The following is a 15,651-nucleotide window of genomic DNA, read 5'->3' as shown; positions in this document are numbered from 1 at the left end:
CCGTCCAAGCGGGATCCCGCACCTGGCCCTGATCGACGCGGACGGGCTCGAACACGATCCGATAGCGATCCTGAGAGCACAGACACATGAGGAAGTGTCAACGGCGACGCGGGTTATCGACACGTCTCGCGCTACGGGGAGCATCGCCTCAGTGGTTGTCATCCATCGCGGTCCTCGCCACATGCTTCCCCGAGCGCTACAAGGGAGTGCTGCGAGGACTCGAGATCGCGCACTACCGCCCGACCCCGAGCAGCACACTCAGGTAAGCCCGGCGGCGCCTGTCGGCTACAACCCCACAGCGAGGGAGGCCAGCCATGTCACTGCGACGATGGCGAGCATGATGCCGAGGACAAGGGTGGTTGCCACCGCCCATTGCTGACCCTTCACGAGGCCGCGCGCCACGATGAGCCCCAGGCAAGCGATACCCACGCCACTACCCAGGAGCAGCCAGTACTCGGCGGTCGCACCCGGCGTGGTTCCCCAATAGGTGATGACGCGCCACGCCAGCGCGCCACCCAGCATCACACCAGCGGCGCCTACGACCCACGCCAGGGCCTTCATCGCTTGCGCTTTATCCACGCCGCACATCCAACAGCCGGTCCACACACATCACGAGCCCCAGCGTAAACAGGCCCACGAGCGCACCCGCGAGGACGTCGGACAAGAAGTGATAGCCCAAGTACATGCGGGTGAGCGCCACGAGCCCGGTGATGAGAACGGATGCCACTGCCCACACTACGAGCGCGCGCCGGCTCCTGCTGTGGCGCCACAGCAGGTATCCGGTCACAAGAACAAGGGTGGCCGCGCCGGTGGTGTGTCCGGAGGGGAACGAGAAGGAATGCTCTACGCCTGGAACGGCTTGAATCTCTTCGCTGGGGCGCGCGCGGCCGACCACGTTCTTCGCGATGCTGGTCGCTGCAGTCGAGAAGATCATGGCGCCCACCAGGAGCAAGGGGTCACGCCACGACTTGGTGCGCCAGCCCCACAGGCCTGCTCCGATCACCAGGAGGATGGGCAACACCACCGGCCCAAACACATTGGTGATGAAGGTCATCACAGAGGTCAGCCACGCGGTGCGGTGATCCGCCATCCACTCGATGAGGGGCTCGTCCCAGGAGACAAACGCTTCCCGTTCGACCACTTCTTCGAGGATCTGAGCGAACGCCACGGCGGTGACGGCACACAGGAGCAGCCCGGGCAGGACAGCGCGAAGCCACGGCGGTAGCTTGAGCCAGAAATCTCGCATCGACCTAGATTACGTGGGACTCAACCTCTGAGGTCACGGGCGCGGTACGCGGCAAGGCCGCATGCCACGAGCACGGCGGCGGCGCCCATCAGTACGGCGAGGCCGCTCCAGTCCGCTCCGACCTCGAGCGGGTTGTCATGCCCGTAGTAGTAGAAGGGGGAGATCCTGGCCCAGTCCGCGTAGTCAGGGTTGACCGGCACAAATGAGTTGATCCCCCACCACAGGGCCGTCAGTCCCCCTGCGCCGGCGACGGCCCACTGGGAGCGTCCCGTCGCCGCTGCGATCACCAAGGCCACGGCTCCGATGAACACTCCCAGCCCGGCCACCATGAGCCCGGACGCGGCCACCTTGACCCAGTCCATACCCAATCCCGCGACCGCGTTGCCCAGCGCGAGCCCGGCAGCGACCAGGAACCCGACAAGCACGGACCCTAGGACCATCGTGGTCGCCTTACTGGCCGCAATCTGGGTTCGCGTCACGGGTGCAGTCGCAAGGATGGCGACCGTGCGGCGCTTCTCTTCCTTTGCCAACGCGGCACCGGCGTTGATGGCGACGACGGCCACGACAAGGGGAGCGACGATCGACAGGACCTCCGCGAAGTAAAAGCCCTCCGCGGTGGACATGTCGGCGAAGCCCACCATCGCGAGAATCGCGTCAGGCATCGAGTCCACCAGGCCCGTGATGTCCGCTCCGATGGCGTTGTAGAGCACGCCGACCACCACCGACTGGAAGGCCACAAATGCGCCTCCGATGAGGATGAGCGGACGGATGTCGGAGAACGCCTTTGCCGTCACCGACCGCGTGGACCCTGACCCCGCGATCCTCGTGACCCACCGACCAACGCGCGGGTCGCGGCGCAGCTTGTCGAGCATGGATACGCGCCCGTGCCCGGCGCTCAGATCGCGACGGTTCACGCCCCATGCGGCGACCGCGACCATGACAACCGCGAGCACCAGTAGCACGGCGAGCGGTCCGGCATCGATTCCATTCGCCATGGGCTGGGGGCCTTGCAGCCAGTACCACGGCGACCACTTCGCGAGCCAGTCCCATCCGGGTACCAGCGGCGCCATGCCTGACACGAGGAAGGACACCACGATGAGTCCCACCGTCGCACCAGAGGCGAGTCCCCGGTTGCCGGTGATCGCGCCCAGCATCACCGCGAACGCGACAAAGAACACGGCGACGACGACCAGGTGCACGGTCGCGGCCGCGAGGTTCACGCCTGCGACGTCCTCGCCGGACATCACCGCGGCGAGCGCGTAACTCACTGAGGCGGTAAGGGCCGATGCCGCGACGACGGTCACAGCGGCCGTCACCTTGGACACGGTGAGACGCGTGCGCGAGCGGGGCATGGTCCCGAGGATTTCCATGGTGCCGTCCGCCTCTTCACCGGCGATCGCCGCGGCTGCCATGGACACCCCTATGCCGGCGATCACGAAGGGGCCCATGAAGTTGAACATGTTGCCGAGCATCATGCCGACTACGCCTGCTTCTGCGGAGATTCCCGTGAGTGACAGGTACGCCGGGGGCATTGCCTCGATGAACGCGGTGGCGTCATCGCCCATGCCGGCGAACGCCGCGATTCCCATCCATGCGACCAGGAACAGCGCCACAACTCCGACCAATGCTCCGACCCACCGGTCGCGCACCGTCTTGAGGTAGACCGAGCGCAGCATCACGCCACCGGGGAGGACGTGTCCGGCTCGCGCGAGGGGTCGCCGCCCGCGGCGGCCACCTCGTCGCGGTAGAACTCGAGGAAGATCTCGTCGAGGTCCACGCTGGCGGAGGCGACCGACACCACGTCGTGACGGGTGGCGACACTGAGCAGGGGCGCCATGGAGCCTTCGTACTGCGCGGTCACCGTGGCACCCTCGACGGACACCTCGTGGACACCTTCCACGCCTCGGAAGGCCTCGGGCGCGACGGGTGCGGCGAACTCGAGGGTGATGCGGCGCAGCGCCTTGTCTTGCAGGTCGCTCATCTGCTCGACCGCAATCAGGTGGCCGCGCCGAATAAACGCCACCTTGTCCGCCACCCGCTCCACCTCAGAAATGGTGTGTGACGACAAAAACACGGTGCGGCCAGCCTGCGCCGTCTCCCGGAGCAGGGTGTGGAACTCGAGTTGGACAAGCGGGTCAAGGCCCGTGATGGGTTCGTCCAAAATCAGCACCTCGGGCATGTGCATGAAGGCCTGAATTATGCCGATCTTCTGCCTGTTGCCCGACGAGTACTCGCCTACCTTCTTGGACAGGTCAGCGTCCAGGCGCTGCGTGAGTTCGTCGACAAAGCCCCAGTCCACACCCCCACGCAGGTTCGCGAGGTACTGCAAGGTCTGCTTGCCGGTGAGGTTGGGCCACAGCGCGAGGTCCGCGGGCAAAAACCCTGTGCGCCGGTGGATTTCGACGGCGTCTGTGCGGCTGTCGAGGCCGAGCACGCGGCACGCGCCCGCGGTGGGCCGGATCAGGTCCAGGATCGCACGAATGGTGGTCGACTTTCCGGCGCCGTTGGGACCGAGGAATCCGAAGATCTCTCCCGGGTGGATCTCGAAGCTGACGTCATCGACGGCGGTGAAGTCGCCGTAGCGCTTGGTGAGGCGATCCACCTCGATGGACGGGCTTGCGGTCATGACCGCTCCTTTCGCAAGAACTCGTCAAGGCGGCGCTGGGTGCCGGGCCACTCCTGTTCCCAAAAGCGCACCATGGCGTCGAGGGAGCCGATGCGGTCGGGCCGTTCCGCTGGACGCACGGCTTCGGCGGCAGTGGCCAGTGAACGCAGGCCGGCGATGCGCTCCTGCTCTGACATCAAGATCTCCGTCCACATGTCCCGCGGAAGTTGATAGTGAGCCGCCCTCTCACCGGGCACGCGGACGCGCTCCACCATGCCGATGGCCTGCAGCTGGCTGAGTTGGGTTGAGACCGATCCCGCCGACAGTCCTAGGGCGTCGGCAAGTTCCGCCTGGGTAGGGTCAGCGGGCTCGCACACCATGAGGTGCCCCAGGATCGTTCCGGCAGCGTGGGTCAGCCCGCCGCGCTCCCAGTAAGCGGCTACGCGTGCGACGAAGTCGCGGCGCGCCGCTGCGGCGGCACCTCCCCGGCCCCCGGGCCCCCTGGACGCGCCCTCCCCCACTGGCTGTGCAGCATCGGCCCTCGACATCATGTTTCAGTTCTATCTGAAACTACTGAAACTCGCAACCCGTCTCGGAGCCGGCGACCACCAGCGATGTTGCGTTTTTGTGAACTCCGCCGCCCTCTTCGATGTCCCACTAGTGCGCCGCGCGCGAGCCGTGCCACGATGGGGTCCATGACCCAGACGCCAGCCACCCCCGCGGACGCCCAAGGCGCGTTCTCCGACTCGGAGGAGACCTACCCGGTGCCGACCATCTCCGCTGACCTGGACGAGGTTGACCCGGAGCCCCAGGACCTCCCTGAGGAGCGCTTCCTGGACCGCGAACTATCATGGCTGGCGTTTAACGAGCGCGTGCTCGAACTGGCCGAAGACGACGGCACGCCGCTGCTCGAGCGAGCCCGGTTCCTCGCGATCTTCGCGTCCAACCTGGACGAGTTCTTCATGGTCCGCGTGGCCGGACTCAAGCGCCGCATCGCCGCCGGCTTCGCGCTGCCCTCGGCCACCGGCATGAGCGCCACCCGCCTCGTGGAGGTGCTGACGGACAAGGCCCACCAGTTGATGGACCGGCACGCCAGCGTGTTCCAGGACCACGTCGCCCCGGCGCTGTCCGACCAGGGAATCTGGCTGGTGCGCCACGACGACCTCGACGGCGCCGAGCAGGAACGCCTGCGCAAGCTGTTCCGTTCGGACATTTTCCCCGTGCTCACGCCACTGGCGGTCGACCCGGCGCACCCGTTCCCCTACATCTCCGGCCTGTCCCTTAACCTCGCCGTCGAACTGCGTGACCCTGACACAGGTAAGGACCTCTTTGCCCGCGTGAAGGTGCCGGAGACCCTGCCGCGCTTCCTCTCCGTCGACTCCAGCGGCCACGCCGCGCAGGTCACCGACGCCTCCGCCCTCAGTGACGAGCCGCGCTCATTCGTACCGCTCGAGGACGTCATCGCGGCGCACCTGGACTACCTGTTCCCCGGCATGGAAGTGGTCAGCCACTACACGTTCCGCGTGACCCGCAATGAGGACGTCGAGGTCGAGGAAGACGACGCGGAGAACCTTCTCAAGGCCATGGAAAAGGAGCTGCTGCGGCGTCGTTTTGGGCCCGCCGTGCGCCTCGAGGTCGTCGACGACCTTCCCACGTCGATCCGCGAGCGCCTGGTGCGCGAGCTTGGCGTCGTGGACCACGACGTGTTCTCGCTGCGCGCGCCACTGGACCTGACGGGCCTCAACGTCATCGCCGACCTTGACCGCCCGCGCCTACAGTTCTCGCCCTTCCGACCCACCACGCACCACCAGTTGGCTCCCGTGGAAACGGCCGACGAGCAGGACATCTTCCGAGCCATCCGCCGCGGCGACGTCTTGCTGCACCACCCATACGACTCGTTCTCCACCTCGGTCCAGGCGTTCCTCGCTCAGGCCGCCGTTGACCCCAAGGTGCTGGCCATCAAGCAGACCCTGTACCGGACCTCGGGCGACTCCCCCATCGTCGACTCCCTGATCGAGGCCGCGCGCAACGGCAAGCAGGTGGTGGCGTTGGTGGAGATCAAGGCCCGCTTTGACGAGCAACGCAACATCTCGTGGGCACGCAAGCTTGAGCAGGCGGGCGTCCACGTCGTGTACGGCCTCGTGGGCCTCAAGACACACTGCAAGCTTTCGCTCGTGGTGCGTCAGGAAGAGACGGGCCTGGTGCGCTACTGCCACGTCGGCACTGGCAACTACCACCCCAAGACCGCGCGCTTGTACGAGGACTACGGCCTCCTCACCAACGACCCTCAGGTGGGTTCCGACCTCACTAAGTTGTTCAACCAACTCTCCGGGTACGCGCCCAAGGCAAAGTTCCGACGCCTGATTGTCGCTCCCACCAGCGTGCGCGTGGGCCTCATCGAACGCATCAACGCGGAGGCGGACCGGGCGCGCGACGGCAAGCCCGGCTGGGTGAAGATCAAGGTCAATTCCATCGTGGATGAAAAGACCATCGACGCCCTGTACCGGGCGTCGCAGGCGGGGGTGAAGGTGGACCTGGTGGTGCGCGGCATCTGCGCTCTGCGACCGGGCGTGCCGGGTCTCAGCGAGAACATTCGCGTGCGCTCCGTGCTGGGACGCTTCCTGGAGCACTCGCGCATCTACGCGTTCTGCAATGAGGGCGAGCCGGAGGTGTTCATCGGCTCTGCGGATCTGATGCACCGCAACCTTGACCGCCGCATCGAGGCGCTGATCTCGATCGAGGTGGAGCAGCAGCGCGAGTTGCTCATCGAGAACATCGACATGGTCATGTCCTCCGACTTCTCAGCTTGGGAACTCGACAGCGATGGCGTGTATACCCGCACGGTGGTGGGCGAGGACGGCGAGCGCTTGCGGGACGTCCAGGACACCTATATCAAGCGCCAGCCCAAGCGCAGGGCCAAGCGGAAGTGACACCGTACCCGCCAGGCACCGTCGTTGCTGCGGGCGCGCTCGTGTGGCGAGTGCGCTCGGGCGAGCTGCAGGTGCTCGCTGTGCACCGGCCTCGGTACAACGACTGGTCGTGGCCCAAAGGCAAACTGGACCACGGGGAGACGCTGCCTGCCTGCGCGATCCGCGAGGTAGCGGAGGAGACGGGCAAGCAGGTCATCCTGGGCCAGCCCCTGCCCACCCTGCGGTACCCCACCGGGGAGAAGACCAAGGTCGTCAAGTATTGGGCAGCGCAGGTGGCATCTGGGTCATCCGTTGCGGTCGCGGCGCGCCCGGCCGTGAAGTCCGCATCCAAGAACGAGATTGACCACGTGCGCTGGCTCTCGATCGAGGAAGCCCGTGACCGCATTACCTTCCGCGAGGACCTACGCCCACTCGAGGTGCTGGTCGACGCCTGGGAGCGTGACAGGCTGGATACCAGGGCTTTTGTGCTGACTCGCCACGCCCGGGCCAAGCGCCGCAAGGCGTGGAAGCGGGCGGACATCAAGCGACCCATCACCAAGGCCGGGGCCGAACGTGCCCGCCAACTGGTGCCCCTGTTCGCGGCCTTTGGGGTGACCAAGATCGACTCGTCGCCGGCCGAGCGCTGCATGGCAACCGTGCGCCCCTACGCGGAGGCCACGGGCATCACGATCAAGGAGCATGACGCCCTCACGGAGCCCGCGCACGCCGAGCGGCCGCTCGCGACCGCCAACACCTTCGTGAAGCTGCTGCGCAAAAAGTCGTCGCGGACGGTGTCAGCCCACCGGCCCACGCTTCCCACCATTGTCGAGATGCTGCGGGCGGCGACGCGCTCGTATACGCGCGGGGCGCTGCCGCGGAAAAACCCGTTCCTGCCTGCCGGCGGCGTGCTCGTCGCGCATGTCACGGACACGGACGGCGGACCCATCGTGACGGCGATCGAAACCCATCTGCTGCAGGTGCATCCCTAGCCCCACACCAAATGGCTCCATTTCGCTGTTTTGGGTAGTTAGAACAGCGAAATGGAGCCATTTGATGGAAGAAGACGGACACCGGGCCGGGAGCGCCAGTCGGCGCGAAGGCCGCTCGTGGCGGCTGATGTTGGAGCCCGGGGCTACCGCGGCCCGATGTCCTGTCTCTACTCTACGTCTCTTGCCGCGCATTTGTTCCCGCTGTCCACACCTGCGCGGGCGAGCGGCGCACTACCAGGGAGGCGATGCTCCCACGCAAGCGGGCCGATGCCCCGATTCAGTCACGCTGGAACGCGCACGCACTCGAGCAAGAGGCCTTGCGCGGGGTCCAGCAGCGGCAGCGGGAGGCCGGCCGTGCGGAGTGCTCGCCCGCTCATCGTGACGCCCGTGGCGACCCACGCGGGGTCGGCCACTTGGTGCCGATGGGCAGCGCCGAACGGCTCCCGGACGGTCACGCGGTACTGCGTGGGGTCGTCGAGCCCCGGGATGGGCACGCGCGGCGTGGACGCGGGCCCGGATGTCTCAAGCCGGGCCCAACACAGCAGTGCACGGGAGGCATCCGGAGCGACCACGCCGTGGAGGATGGCACCGGGGTCGGCGAGCTCAGCGCGCACGGTGATGCCGCCGTGCAGCAGGGACCGGAACTCGCGGTACGTCGCCGTCCAGGCACGCAAGGCGGCCCGCTCGTCCTCATCGCACTGCGTGAGGTCCCACTCAATACCGGCATGCCCGAACAATGCGGTCAGCATCCGGAACGACAGGTCGGTGGTCCGGTGCGTGGTGTGGGCGGTTGCTGGCCCCACGTGGGTGCCCACGAGCTCTGGCGGCAGCAGGACTCCGGTCCAGCGCTGGACGCGTTGACGCTCCACCGGGTCATTGACGTCCGATGGCCACACCCGGTGGGTGCGCTCGAGCACACCGAGGTCGACGCGCGCGCCCCCGGACGCGCAGCTTTCAATCTCCAACTCCGGGAAGCGCTCCCCCAACTGGTCCATCACGCTGTACGCGGCGAGGGTCTGCGCACGCACGGCGGCTCGGCCCTGCGCGTGGGTCACCGCAGCGTGAAGTTCGCGGTTGTGATCCCACTTGAGGTAGTCGATGCCGTGGTCACTGACCAGGGAGCCGATGCGGTCAAGAAGGTGGGCGCGCACCTCAGGGACCGTGAGGTCGAGGGGCAGCTGGTGGCGCCACGTGGGCGCGTCGGGACCGCCAAGGATCCACTCAGGGTGGGCGCGAGCAATGTCCGAGTCGAGGTTGACCATCTCTGGCTCAACCCACAGGCCGCACTGCATGCCGAGCCCGTGCACGGCGTCAGCGAGAACCCCTAGGCCGTGGGGCCACTTGGCCTGGTCCACGCGCCAGTCACCCAGCCCCGCTGAGTCACTGTGCCGCCGGGTAAACCACCCGTCGTCCAGGACGAAGCGCTCCACCCCCACGCTTGCGGCAACGCGCGCGAGTTCTTCGATCGCGGCCGGATCGTGGTCAAAGTACACCGCTTCCCACGTGTTGAGGGTGAGGGGCCGGGGTGAGCGCGGGTGAGCCGCGCGGCCGCGCACGTGTCCATGCAGGCGCGCGCTGAGCCCGTCGATCCCCTCTCCCGACCACGCACACAGCACGACCGGGGACTCGTACACCTCGCCGGCATCCAGCCGCACCTCGCCTGGCAGGAGCAGTTCACCCGCCACGAGGGCGGACTGATGCACACCGGCGCCCTCCGGCAGGCGTTCCACGATGACCTCGTGGTTGCCGCTGAACGCCACGTGGGCGGCCCACACCTCTGCCTCGCGGAAACCGCAGCCGGCTTCCGCGACCATGGTGAGATACGGGGCGTCGTGCCCCGGGCGGCCGCGACGCGACGCGCGCACGTGAGCACCGTCGCGCACCGGCGTGCGCTGCGGAGCGCGCTCGCGCGTCCAGCGTCCGGTCTGGTCGATGATCTCGCTCGCGCGTGCAGGCAGCGGCAGCACAGCGCGGACGCCGAGTACATCGAGGGGGCCAGCCGCATGCTCAGCCGCCTCGACAGTCGTCGCCACGGAGAGCACGCCCCACTCGTCCAAGCCGTAGGTGACCTGCACTGAGGCCCCCGCCGAGGCATCGTCCCACCGAAGTACGAGCCGGTTCCCGGCACGGTCGGCGCCGTCAAAGCGAAGGTGCGGCGCCGGCAAGGCGCCGGCGCGGTGCCATGCGAGCGCGGGCGTACCCGACCAGCCCGTGCTTTCCACCGGCAGCACGGGGAATACGCGGGGCTCATCGAAAGAGCTGAACGTGACTGCCGGCAGGTCACTCGCTGCGAGCGCCTCGACGTCCGCGTCTGTGAGTTCGGCGCCCCAGTGGACTATGCGCGCGCCGCGAGAATCTGCCGCGACGGCAAAGCTGACGCCTGCGGCGTTCAGGTGCCACACCTGGTGGTCGTTCATGGTGTTCCCACTTTCACACAGTCGTGGGGGTGGGCGACGGTTGTCACCCACCCCCACGATATTTCTTGCGTGGTGTTATGAGACCTGGCGGTTACTCGGCCACCGGGATCGACTGTGCGTTGAGCGCGTCGATGGTCTTCTGGTTGCCGGTCGTCAGGGCCTCAGCCAGCGTGCCGGAACCGGTCGCCGCAGCCTTGAAGCCGTCAGAGGCGTCCGCGTAGACCTGGGTCATGGTGGGGCCCCACGTGAAGTCGGGCACGACCTGCTTGGCGGCCTCGGCGAACACGTCGTAGATGGGCTGGTCGTCGTAGAACTCGACGCCCTCCTTGAGCACCGGAAGCTCCAGGCCTGCGATGGTTGCCGGGTAAAGGTTGGCGGCCTCGTTGAGAGCCGTCAGTGCCTCTTCCGACGTGTTGAGCCACAGCGCGAACTTGGTGGCCTCGTACATGTGCTCGCTGCCCTTCAGGACTGCGGTCGAGGATCCACCCCAGTTACCGGCGTCCGTACCGCCCTCTTCCCACTGCGGTGCGGGAGCGACGGCCCAGTTGCCAGCGGTGTCAGGCGCACCCGAGGCGATGGAGTTGGCGCCCCAGACGGCCGAGACCCAGGTCCACACCTCGCTCGAGTTGTACGCGTTGTTCCACTCGTCGGTCCAGGCAGGGTAGGTCGCGACGAGGTCCTCGTCGAGCAGGCCCTGCCAGTAATCGGCGACCGCCAGCGACGGGTCGGAGTCGAGCTCAACGGTCCACTCGTCGCCCTCGGTGGAGAACCACTGACCGTCTGCCTGCCACACAAAGCCAGCGAACTGGTTGATGTCCGTCTGCGAGAAGTTGGTGATGTAGCCACCGGCCTCGCGCACCTGCGCGGCGGCCTCAGCGTACTCATCCCACGTGGTCGGGATCTCGATGCCGTTTTCCTCGAACAGGTCCTTGCGGTAGAACATCGCCATGGGGCCCGAGTCCTGCGGGATGCCGTAGATGCTGGACTCCTCGCCGAGCGTCACCTGGCTCCAGGTCCACTCCACGAACTCCGACTCGGCCGCGACCACGTCTTCGCAGGCGCTCAGGTCTTCGAGTCCACCCTGGACGCGGAAGTTGGGCAGGGCGTCGTACTCGATCTGACCCAGGTCAGGAGCGTTGCCCGCCTCGATCTGGTTGAAGAAGTTCTGGTACGTGCCACCCAGGCCGTTGGGGCCAGTCTGGACCTCGACCTGAATGTCAGGGTTCTGCTCGTTCCAGATGTCGACGACACCCTCGATGCCGGGGATCCACGTCGTGAAGCTCAGCGTGACGTCCTCACCGGCAGGGGCGCAGGCGCCGCCAGCGGCGTCCGCACCCGAACCCGAGGCGGCGGCCTCAGATCCCTCGTCACCGCTGGAACACGCTGCGAGCGCGAAGGATGACAGCAGGGCGACCACGGCCGCCTTTCTCATGTGCTTCATTGCAATGCCTGCTTTCTCTCTTTGAACGGCGCAGCCGGGCGCTGCGCCGGGGTTGCTACTTGACGGCGCCGGCACCAAGGCCGCTGCGCCAGAACCGCTGCAGCGACAGGAACGTCACGACGAGCGGGATAATCGACACCAAAGCCCCGACCAGCACCAACATGCGCAGTTCCGGGATCTGGTTGAGTTGGGTGTTCCAGCCGTACAGCCCGAACGTGACGGGGAACAGAGCCTCGTCCCGCAGCATGATCAGGGGCAGGAAGAAGTTGTTCCAGATCGTGACGAACTGGAACAAGAACACGGTGACCAGCGCGGGGGACATCAGGCGCAGGCTCACGGTGAAGAAGGTCCGCAGCTCTCCGGAGCCGTCCAAGCGGGCGGCCTCCAGGAGCTCGTCCGGTACGGAGCCTGCCGCGAAGATGCGCGTCAGGTACACGCCGAAGGGGCTCACGATGGACGGCAGGAACACCGCCCAGAACGTGTTGGTCAGTTCCACCTGGCTGAACAGCAGGAACAGCGGCAGTGCGAGGGCCGTGGCCGGCACCAGCACGCCACCCAGGACCACCGAGAACATGAACTCGCGGCCACGGAAGTGGTACTTGGCCAAGGCGTAGCCGCACATGCCAGCCAACAGAGTCGCCACCAGGCCACCGAGCCCCGCGTACAAGACCGAGTTGCCTAGCCAGCGGAGGTAGACGCCGTCGCGGTAGGCGAAGAGGTCCCCGAGGTTCGACAGCAATTGGGGGTCGGCGAACCACAGCGGGTCGGAGGTAAGGATGTCTCCGGTGGACTTGGTCGAGGCGACGAACAGCCACCAGATGGGCAACAGGAAGTACACCGTGAACACGCTCATGATGATCATGGCGGTGGTGCGGGACATGAGGGAATCGCGCGGACCGCGAGCGGTGCCGCGGGTGCGTACAGCCGTGGTGGTCACGAGATGCCCTTTCGCTGGGTGAACTTCAAGAAGCTGAACGACAACACGAAGGTGACGAGGGCGAGCACCACTGACATTGCGGCGGCCAGGTTCGTGTTGGGGACCGATGCCGTGGCATAGACGGTCATGTTGGGTGTGAACGTGGAGGTCACCGCGGAGCTGAAGGACTGGAATACCTGCGGCTCAGCGAGCAACTGCAGCGTTCCGATGATCGAGAAGACCGCGGTCATGATGATCGCGGGCCGCACCAGCGGGATCTTGATGGACCACGCGATGCGCAGCTGACCCGCGCCGTCCAGCCGGGCAGCCTCGTAGAGGTCGCTCGGGATCGACAGCAAGGACGAGTAGATGATCAGCATGTTGTAGCCCACGAACACCCACGTCACGACGTTCGCGATGGACCACAACACGAGCTCTGGGCCCAGGAGGTCGACGGAACTGGTCAGCGATGTGAACGGCGAGAGGTTGGGCGACAGCAGGTTGCCCCACATGATCGCCGCGATCACCCCGGGGACGGCGTAGGGCACAAAGAAGGCGAGGCGGAAGAAGCGCCGGCCTTTCAGGAGTGACGAGTCCAGGAGCAGCGCGAACAGCAGCGCTAGGCCCAGCATCACCGGCACCTGCACAATGCCGAACAGGAACATCCTGCCCATGGAGTCCCAGAAGGCCTCGTTCTGGAACACCAGGGCGTACTGCTGGAAACCGCCGAACACCTTGGTCGCTTCGCCGTAGGTGCCATCGCGCTCGACGACGAGCAGCGACTGCCAAAACGCGTAGCCGATGGGGATCAGGTAGAACAACACGAACAGCGTGCAGAAGGGAATGGTGAGCGCAGCGATGGCGCCCTTGTGTTGCACCTTCAGCGGGGTACGGCGCGGTGGCGTCGATGCCACGCTCGCCAATGCTGGTGCGGCACTCATGCCGCCTCCTCTCGTACAACTGCGACGTCACCCGAGGCGAGCGCCGTGTCTGGCTGCCACGGCTGGCCCGTGAGCAGGTTGGTGCCGCGCACATCCACGCATGCGGGCTGGCTGGAACTGTTCGCGATCACGACGTAGGACCCGTTCTCGCCGGAGCGCCGCACCGCGGTCACGCGCGCGTTGGCGCCACCAATGCGCGGGATCTGCGCCTGATCGGCGAGCTGGCGGGCCAGGTCGGCGTAGGCGGCAGGGCCCAATGCGGTGGCGCAGTACCACGCCGTGCCAGCCCCGTACGAGTGGCGCGTAAGTGCGGCGCCGCCGGCCATGGGACCGTCCACGAAGGAGTCCTGCGCCATCGCACCGCGCAGCGTCACTCGCTCTGACCACAAGGTCGCCTGTGCACCGGACTCAAGCGTCACGGTGTCGCCCTGAGGCAGGGGCGCAAACTCGTCCACTACTACCCCAAGGAGATCGCGAAAGGCTCCAGGGTAACCCCCGGCGCGTACCCGGTCGTGCGTGTCGACGACTCCGCTGAAGAACGTCACCAGAGCGTGACCTCCGCCCTGCACATACTCGTCGAGCGCGCCGGCTGCGGCGTCGCTGACCACGTGCCACGCGGGCGCGATCACCAGTGAGTAGCGGCTCAGGTCGGCCGTGGCCGGGACCACGTCGACCGTGACTCCCGCCGCGCTCATGGCAGCGTGGGCGGCGTGTACTTGCTCGAGGTAGCGCACGTGTGAGCTCGGCACGCTCTCGCCATCCACGGCCCACCAGGAGGGCCAGTCAAAAATGATGGCTGCGTGCGCCTCGGTGCGCGTGCCGGCCAGTTCGCCGACCGCGGCGAGCTCGGAGCCCAGGTCTCGCGCCTCCTCCCACGCGCGGGACTGGGTGCCGGCGTGCGGCAGCATCGCCGAGTGGAACTTCTCGCTTCCCTGCAGGGAGGCACGCCATTGAAAGAAGTGAATGCCATCTGCACCGCGAGCCACGTGGGAGAAGACGTGGCGCCGCAGTTCGCCCGGGGCGCGCGTGGAGTTCAGTGGCTGCCAGTTGACCGCACCCACTGCGGTCTCCATCAACAACCACGGCTCGCCGCCGGCGAGGCCACGCGTGAGGTCCGCGCTGAAGTGCATCTCCGCTTCCGAGTCAGCAAGGCGGTGGTCCAGGTAGTGATCGTTGGCGATCACGTCCATGTGTGGGGCCCACTGTGCGTAGTCGAGATTCCGGATGTGCGCCGTGACCATGAAGTTGGTGGTCACGGGCACTGAGGACTTCTTCCGCAGCACGTCCTGCTCGGCGCGGTACTGCGCCAGCAACGCGTCGGAACTGAAACGGTGGAAGTCGAGGACCTGGCTTGGGTTGCGGGAAGACACTGTCGCGAGCGGCGGGAGGATCTCGTCAAAGGCTCCGTAGCGCTGGCTCCAAAACGAGGTGCCCCAGGCGTCGTTCACGGCGTCGATCGTTGCGTAGCGCTCCCGAAGCCACTCGCGGAAGGCCGCGGCGCTGTGGTCGCAGTAGCACAGCGCGTTGTGGCAACCGAGCTCGTTCGAGACATGCCACAGGGCTACCGCGGGGTGGTCGCCGTAGCGATCGGCCACCCGTGCGACGAGGTCGAGCGACCGCGCGCGGTACTCAGGGGAGCTGGGGCACCACGCCTGTCGCCCGCCAGGGAAGCGACGCGTGCCATCTTCCATCACGGGAAGGATCTCGGGGTGGGCGGTGGTGAGCCACGGCGGGGTTGACGCGGTTCCGGTGCCCAGATTGACCGCGATACCGCGGGAGTGCAGCAGGTCCAGCACGGCGTCCAGGCCCTCGAAGTCCCACACGCCGTCTGCGGGGTTGATGTGTGCCCAGCCAAAGATGTTGACGGCGACCATGGTGACGCCCGCCTCCACCATCAGGTCGGCATCGAGCTCCCACACCTCGCGTGGCCACTGCTCGGGGTTGTAGTCGCAGCCGTACGCGATGGCGCCGCGCCAGGGCGCACCAGCGGGAGCGCTGGGTGGCGTCGAGTGAGACATGGGACCTCGCCTGAGTAGTCGCTAAGTGTGCACGTGCACACTCCGCGTCAGCGCTAGGCCCACAGCGATGTGTGCACGTGCACAGAATGGGCGGCGATGGTGGCACCGCCGTTTCTGTGCACGTGCACACACTATTCACGATCGGCAGTTCTCGTCAAGCCCCCCGGGT

At 66.8% G+C, this 15,651-nt stretch carries 12 protein-coding genes; 2 read left to right on the top strand and 10 right to left on the bottom strand.

Annotation, left to right across the window (positions count from 1 at the left end; translation table 11 throughout):
- Positions 1–285: 285 nt before the first annotated feature.
- From AOP75_RS06710 to AOP75_RS06690, 5 genes are read right to left on the bottom strand one after another with little or no spacing between them, the layout of a single operon-like run.
- Positions 286–579 carry a hypothetical protein gene (locus tag AOP75_RS06710; protein WP_152649978.1) on the bottom strand — a complete coding sequence of 98 codons (294 nt, stop codon included), beginning with the start codon at positions 577–579 and terminating at the stop codon, positions 286–288.
- Complete coding sequence (locus tag AOP75_RS06705; protein ID WP_062077578.1) at positions 572–1,246, bottom strand: phosphatase PAP2 family protein; 675 nt, start codon at positions 1,244–1,246, stop codon at positions 572–574. The genes AOP75_RS06710 and AOP75_RS06705 overlap by 8 nt, the downstream gene beginning before the upstream one ends.
- Positions 1,247–1,266: 20 nt before the next feature.
- On the bottom strand, positions 1,267–2,922 hold the full coding sequence (locus tag AOP75_RS06700; protein WP_062077576.1) for an ABC transporter permease: 1,656 nt from the start codon (positions 2,920–2,922) through the stop codon (positions 1,267–1,269).
- Positions 2,922–3,872, bottom strand: a complete 951-nt coding sequence (locus AOP75_RS06695) for an ABC transporter ATP-binding protein (RefSeq protein WP_062077574.1) — start codon at positions 3,870–3,872, stop codon at positions 2,922–2,924. The genes AOP75_RS06700 and AOP75_RS06695 overlap by 1 nt, the downstream gene beginning before the upstream one ends.
- Positions 3,869–4,402 (bottom strand): GbsR/MarR family transcriptional regulator, encoded by a 534-nt coding sequence (locus AOP75_RS06690; protein ID WP_062077572.1) that lies wholly within the window; start codon positions 4,400–4,402, stop codon positions 3,869–3,871. The genes AOP75_RS06695 and AOP75_RS06690 overlap by 4 nt, the downstream gene beginning before the upstream one ends.
- A gap of 144 nt (positions 4,403–4,546) precedes the next feature.
- Between AOP75_RS06690 and AOP75_RS06685 the strand changes: the two genes are divergently transcribed.
- Positions 4,547–6,781, top strand: a complete 2,235-nt coding sequence (locus tag AOP75_RS06685; protein WP_083966752.1) for an RNA degradosome polyphosphate kinase — start codon at positions 4,547–4,549, stop codon at positions 6,779–6,781.
- Complete coding sequence (locus AOP75_RS06680; RefSeq protein WP_062077569.1) at positions 6,778–7,749, top strand: NUDIX hydrolase; 972 nt, start codon at positions 6,778–6,780, stop codon at positions 7,747–7,749. The genes AOP75_RS06685 and AOP75_RS06680 overlap by 4 nt, the downstream gene beginning before the upstream one ends.
- A gap of 281 nt (positions 7,750–8,030) precedes the next feature.
- Here the strand turns inward: AOP75_RS06680 and AOP75_RS06675 are convergent, their stop codons facing one another.
- The 5 genes from AOP75_RS06675 to AOP75_RS06655 form a co-directional block, all read right to left on the bottom strand.
- Positions 8,031–10,166: an alpha-galactosidase gene (locus tag AOP75_RS06675; protein WP_062077567.1), complete on the bottom strand. Its 2,136-nt coding sequence runs from the start codon at positions 10,164–10,166 to the stop codon at positions 8,031–8,033.
- 91 nt (positions 10,167–10,257) lie between these two features.
- Positions 10,258–11,607, bottom strand: a complete 1,350-nt coding sequence (locus AOP75_RS06670) for an ABC transporter substrate-binding protein (RefSeq protein ID WP_062077565.1) — start codon at positions 11,605–11,607, stop codon at positions 10,258–10,260.
- Positions 11,608–11,662: 55 nt separating this feature from the next.
- Positions 11,663–12,487, bottom strand: coding sequence for a carbohydrate ABC transporter permease (locus tag AOP75_RS06665; RefSeq protein WP_062078486.1), 825 nt, complete (start codon positions 12,485–12,487; stop codon positions 11,663–11,665).
- 53 nt (positions 12,488–12,540) lie between these two features.
- Positions 12,541–13,464, bottom strand: a complete 924-nt coding sequence (locus tag AOP75_RS06660; RefSeq protein ID WP_062077563.1) for a carbohydrate ABC transporter permease — start codon at positions 13,462–13,464, stop codon at positions 12,541–12,543.
- The gene (locus AOP75_RS06655; protein WP_062077561.1) at positions 13,461–15,482 is read right to left on the bottom strand and encodes a beta-galactosidase; all 2,022 of its coding nucleotides are present in this window, start codon (positions 15,480–15,482) and stop codon (positions 13,461–13,463) included. The genes AOP75_RS06660 and AOP75_RS06655 overlap by 4 nt, the downstream gene beginning before the upstream one ends.
- Between the last annotated feature and the right edge of the window lie 169 nt (positions 15,483–15,651).

This window comes from Demequina globuliformis (assembly GCF_000975155.1).
Lineage (GTDB): Bacteria > Actinomycetota > Actinomycetes > Actinomycetales > Demequinaceae > Demequina > Demequina globuliformis.
Note: the sequence above shows the minus strand (reverse complement) of the source record. Positions and strands in the feature narration are given on the sequence as shown.

Excerpts from the sequence above, each read along its gene's own strand:
- AOP75_RS06695 (WP_062077574.1), bottom strand. The coding sequence starts at position 3,872 with ATGACCGCAAGCCCGTCCATCGAGGTGGATCGCCTCACCAAGCGCTAC.
- AOP75_RS06690 (WP_062077572.1), bottom strand. The coding sequence starts at position 4,402 with ATGATGTCGAGGGCCGATGCTGCACAGCCAGTGGGGGAGGGCGCGTCC.
- AOP75_RS06685 (WP_083966752.1), top strand. The coding sequence starts at position 4,547 with ATGACCCAGACGCCAGCCACCCCCGCGGACGCCCAAGGCGCGTTCTCC.
- AOP75_RS06655 (WP_062077561.1), bottom strand. The coding sequence starts at position 15,482 with ATGTCTCACTCGACGCCACCCAGCGCTCCCGCTGGTGCGCCCTGGCGC.
- AOP75_RS06660 (WP_062077563.1), bottom strand. The coding sequence starts at position 13,464 with ATGAGTGCCGCACCAGCATTGGCGAGCGTGGCATCGACGCCACCGCGC.
- AOP75_RS06670 (WP_062077565.1), bottom strand. The coding sequence starts at position 11,607 with ATGAAGCACATGAGAAAGGCGGCCGTGGTCGCCCTGCTGTCATCCTTC.
- AOP75_RS06665 (WP_062078486.1), bottom strand. The coding sequence starts at position 12,487 with ATGTCCCGCACCACCGCCATGATCATCATGAGCGTGTTCACGGTGTAC.
- AOP75_RS06675 (WP_062077567.1), bottom strand. The coding sequence starts at position 10,166 with ATGAACGACCACCAGGTGTGGCACCTGAACGCCGCAGGCGTCAGCTTT.
- AOP75_RS06705 (WP_062077578.1), bottom strand. The coding sequence starts at position 1,246 with ATGCGAGATTTCTGGCTCAAGCTACCGCCGTGGCTTCGCGCTGTCCTG.
- AOP75_RS06700 (WP_062077576.1), bottom strand. The coding sequence starts at position 2,922 with ATGCTGCGCTCGGTCTACCTCAAGACGGTGCGCGACCGGTGGGTCGGA.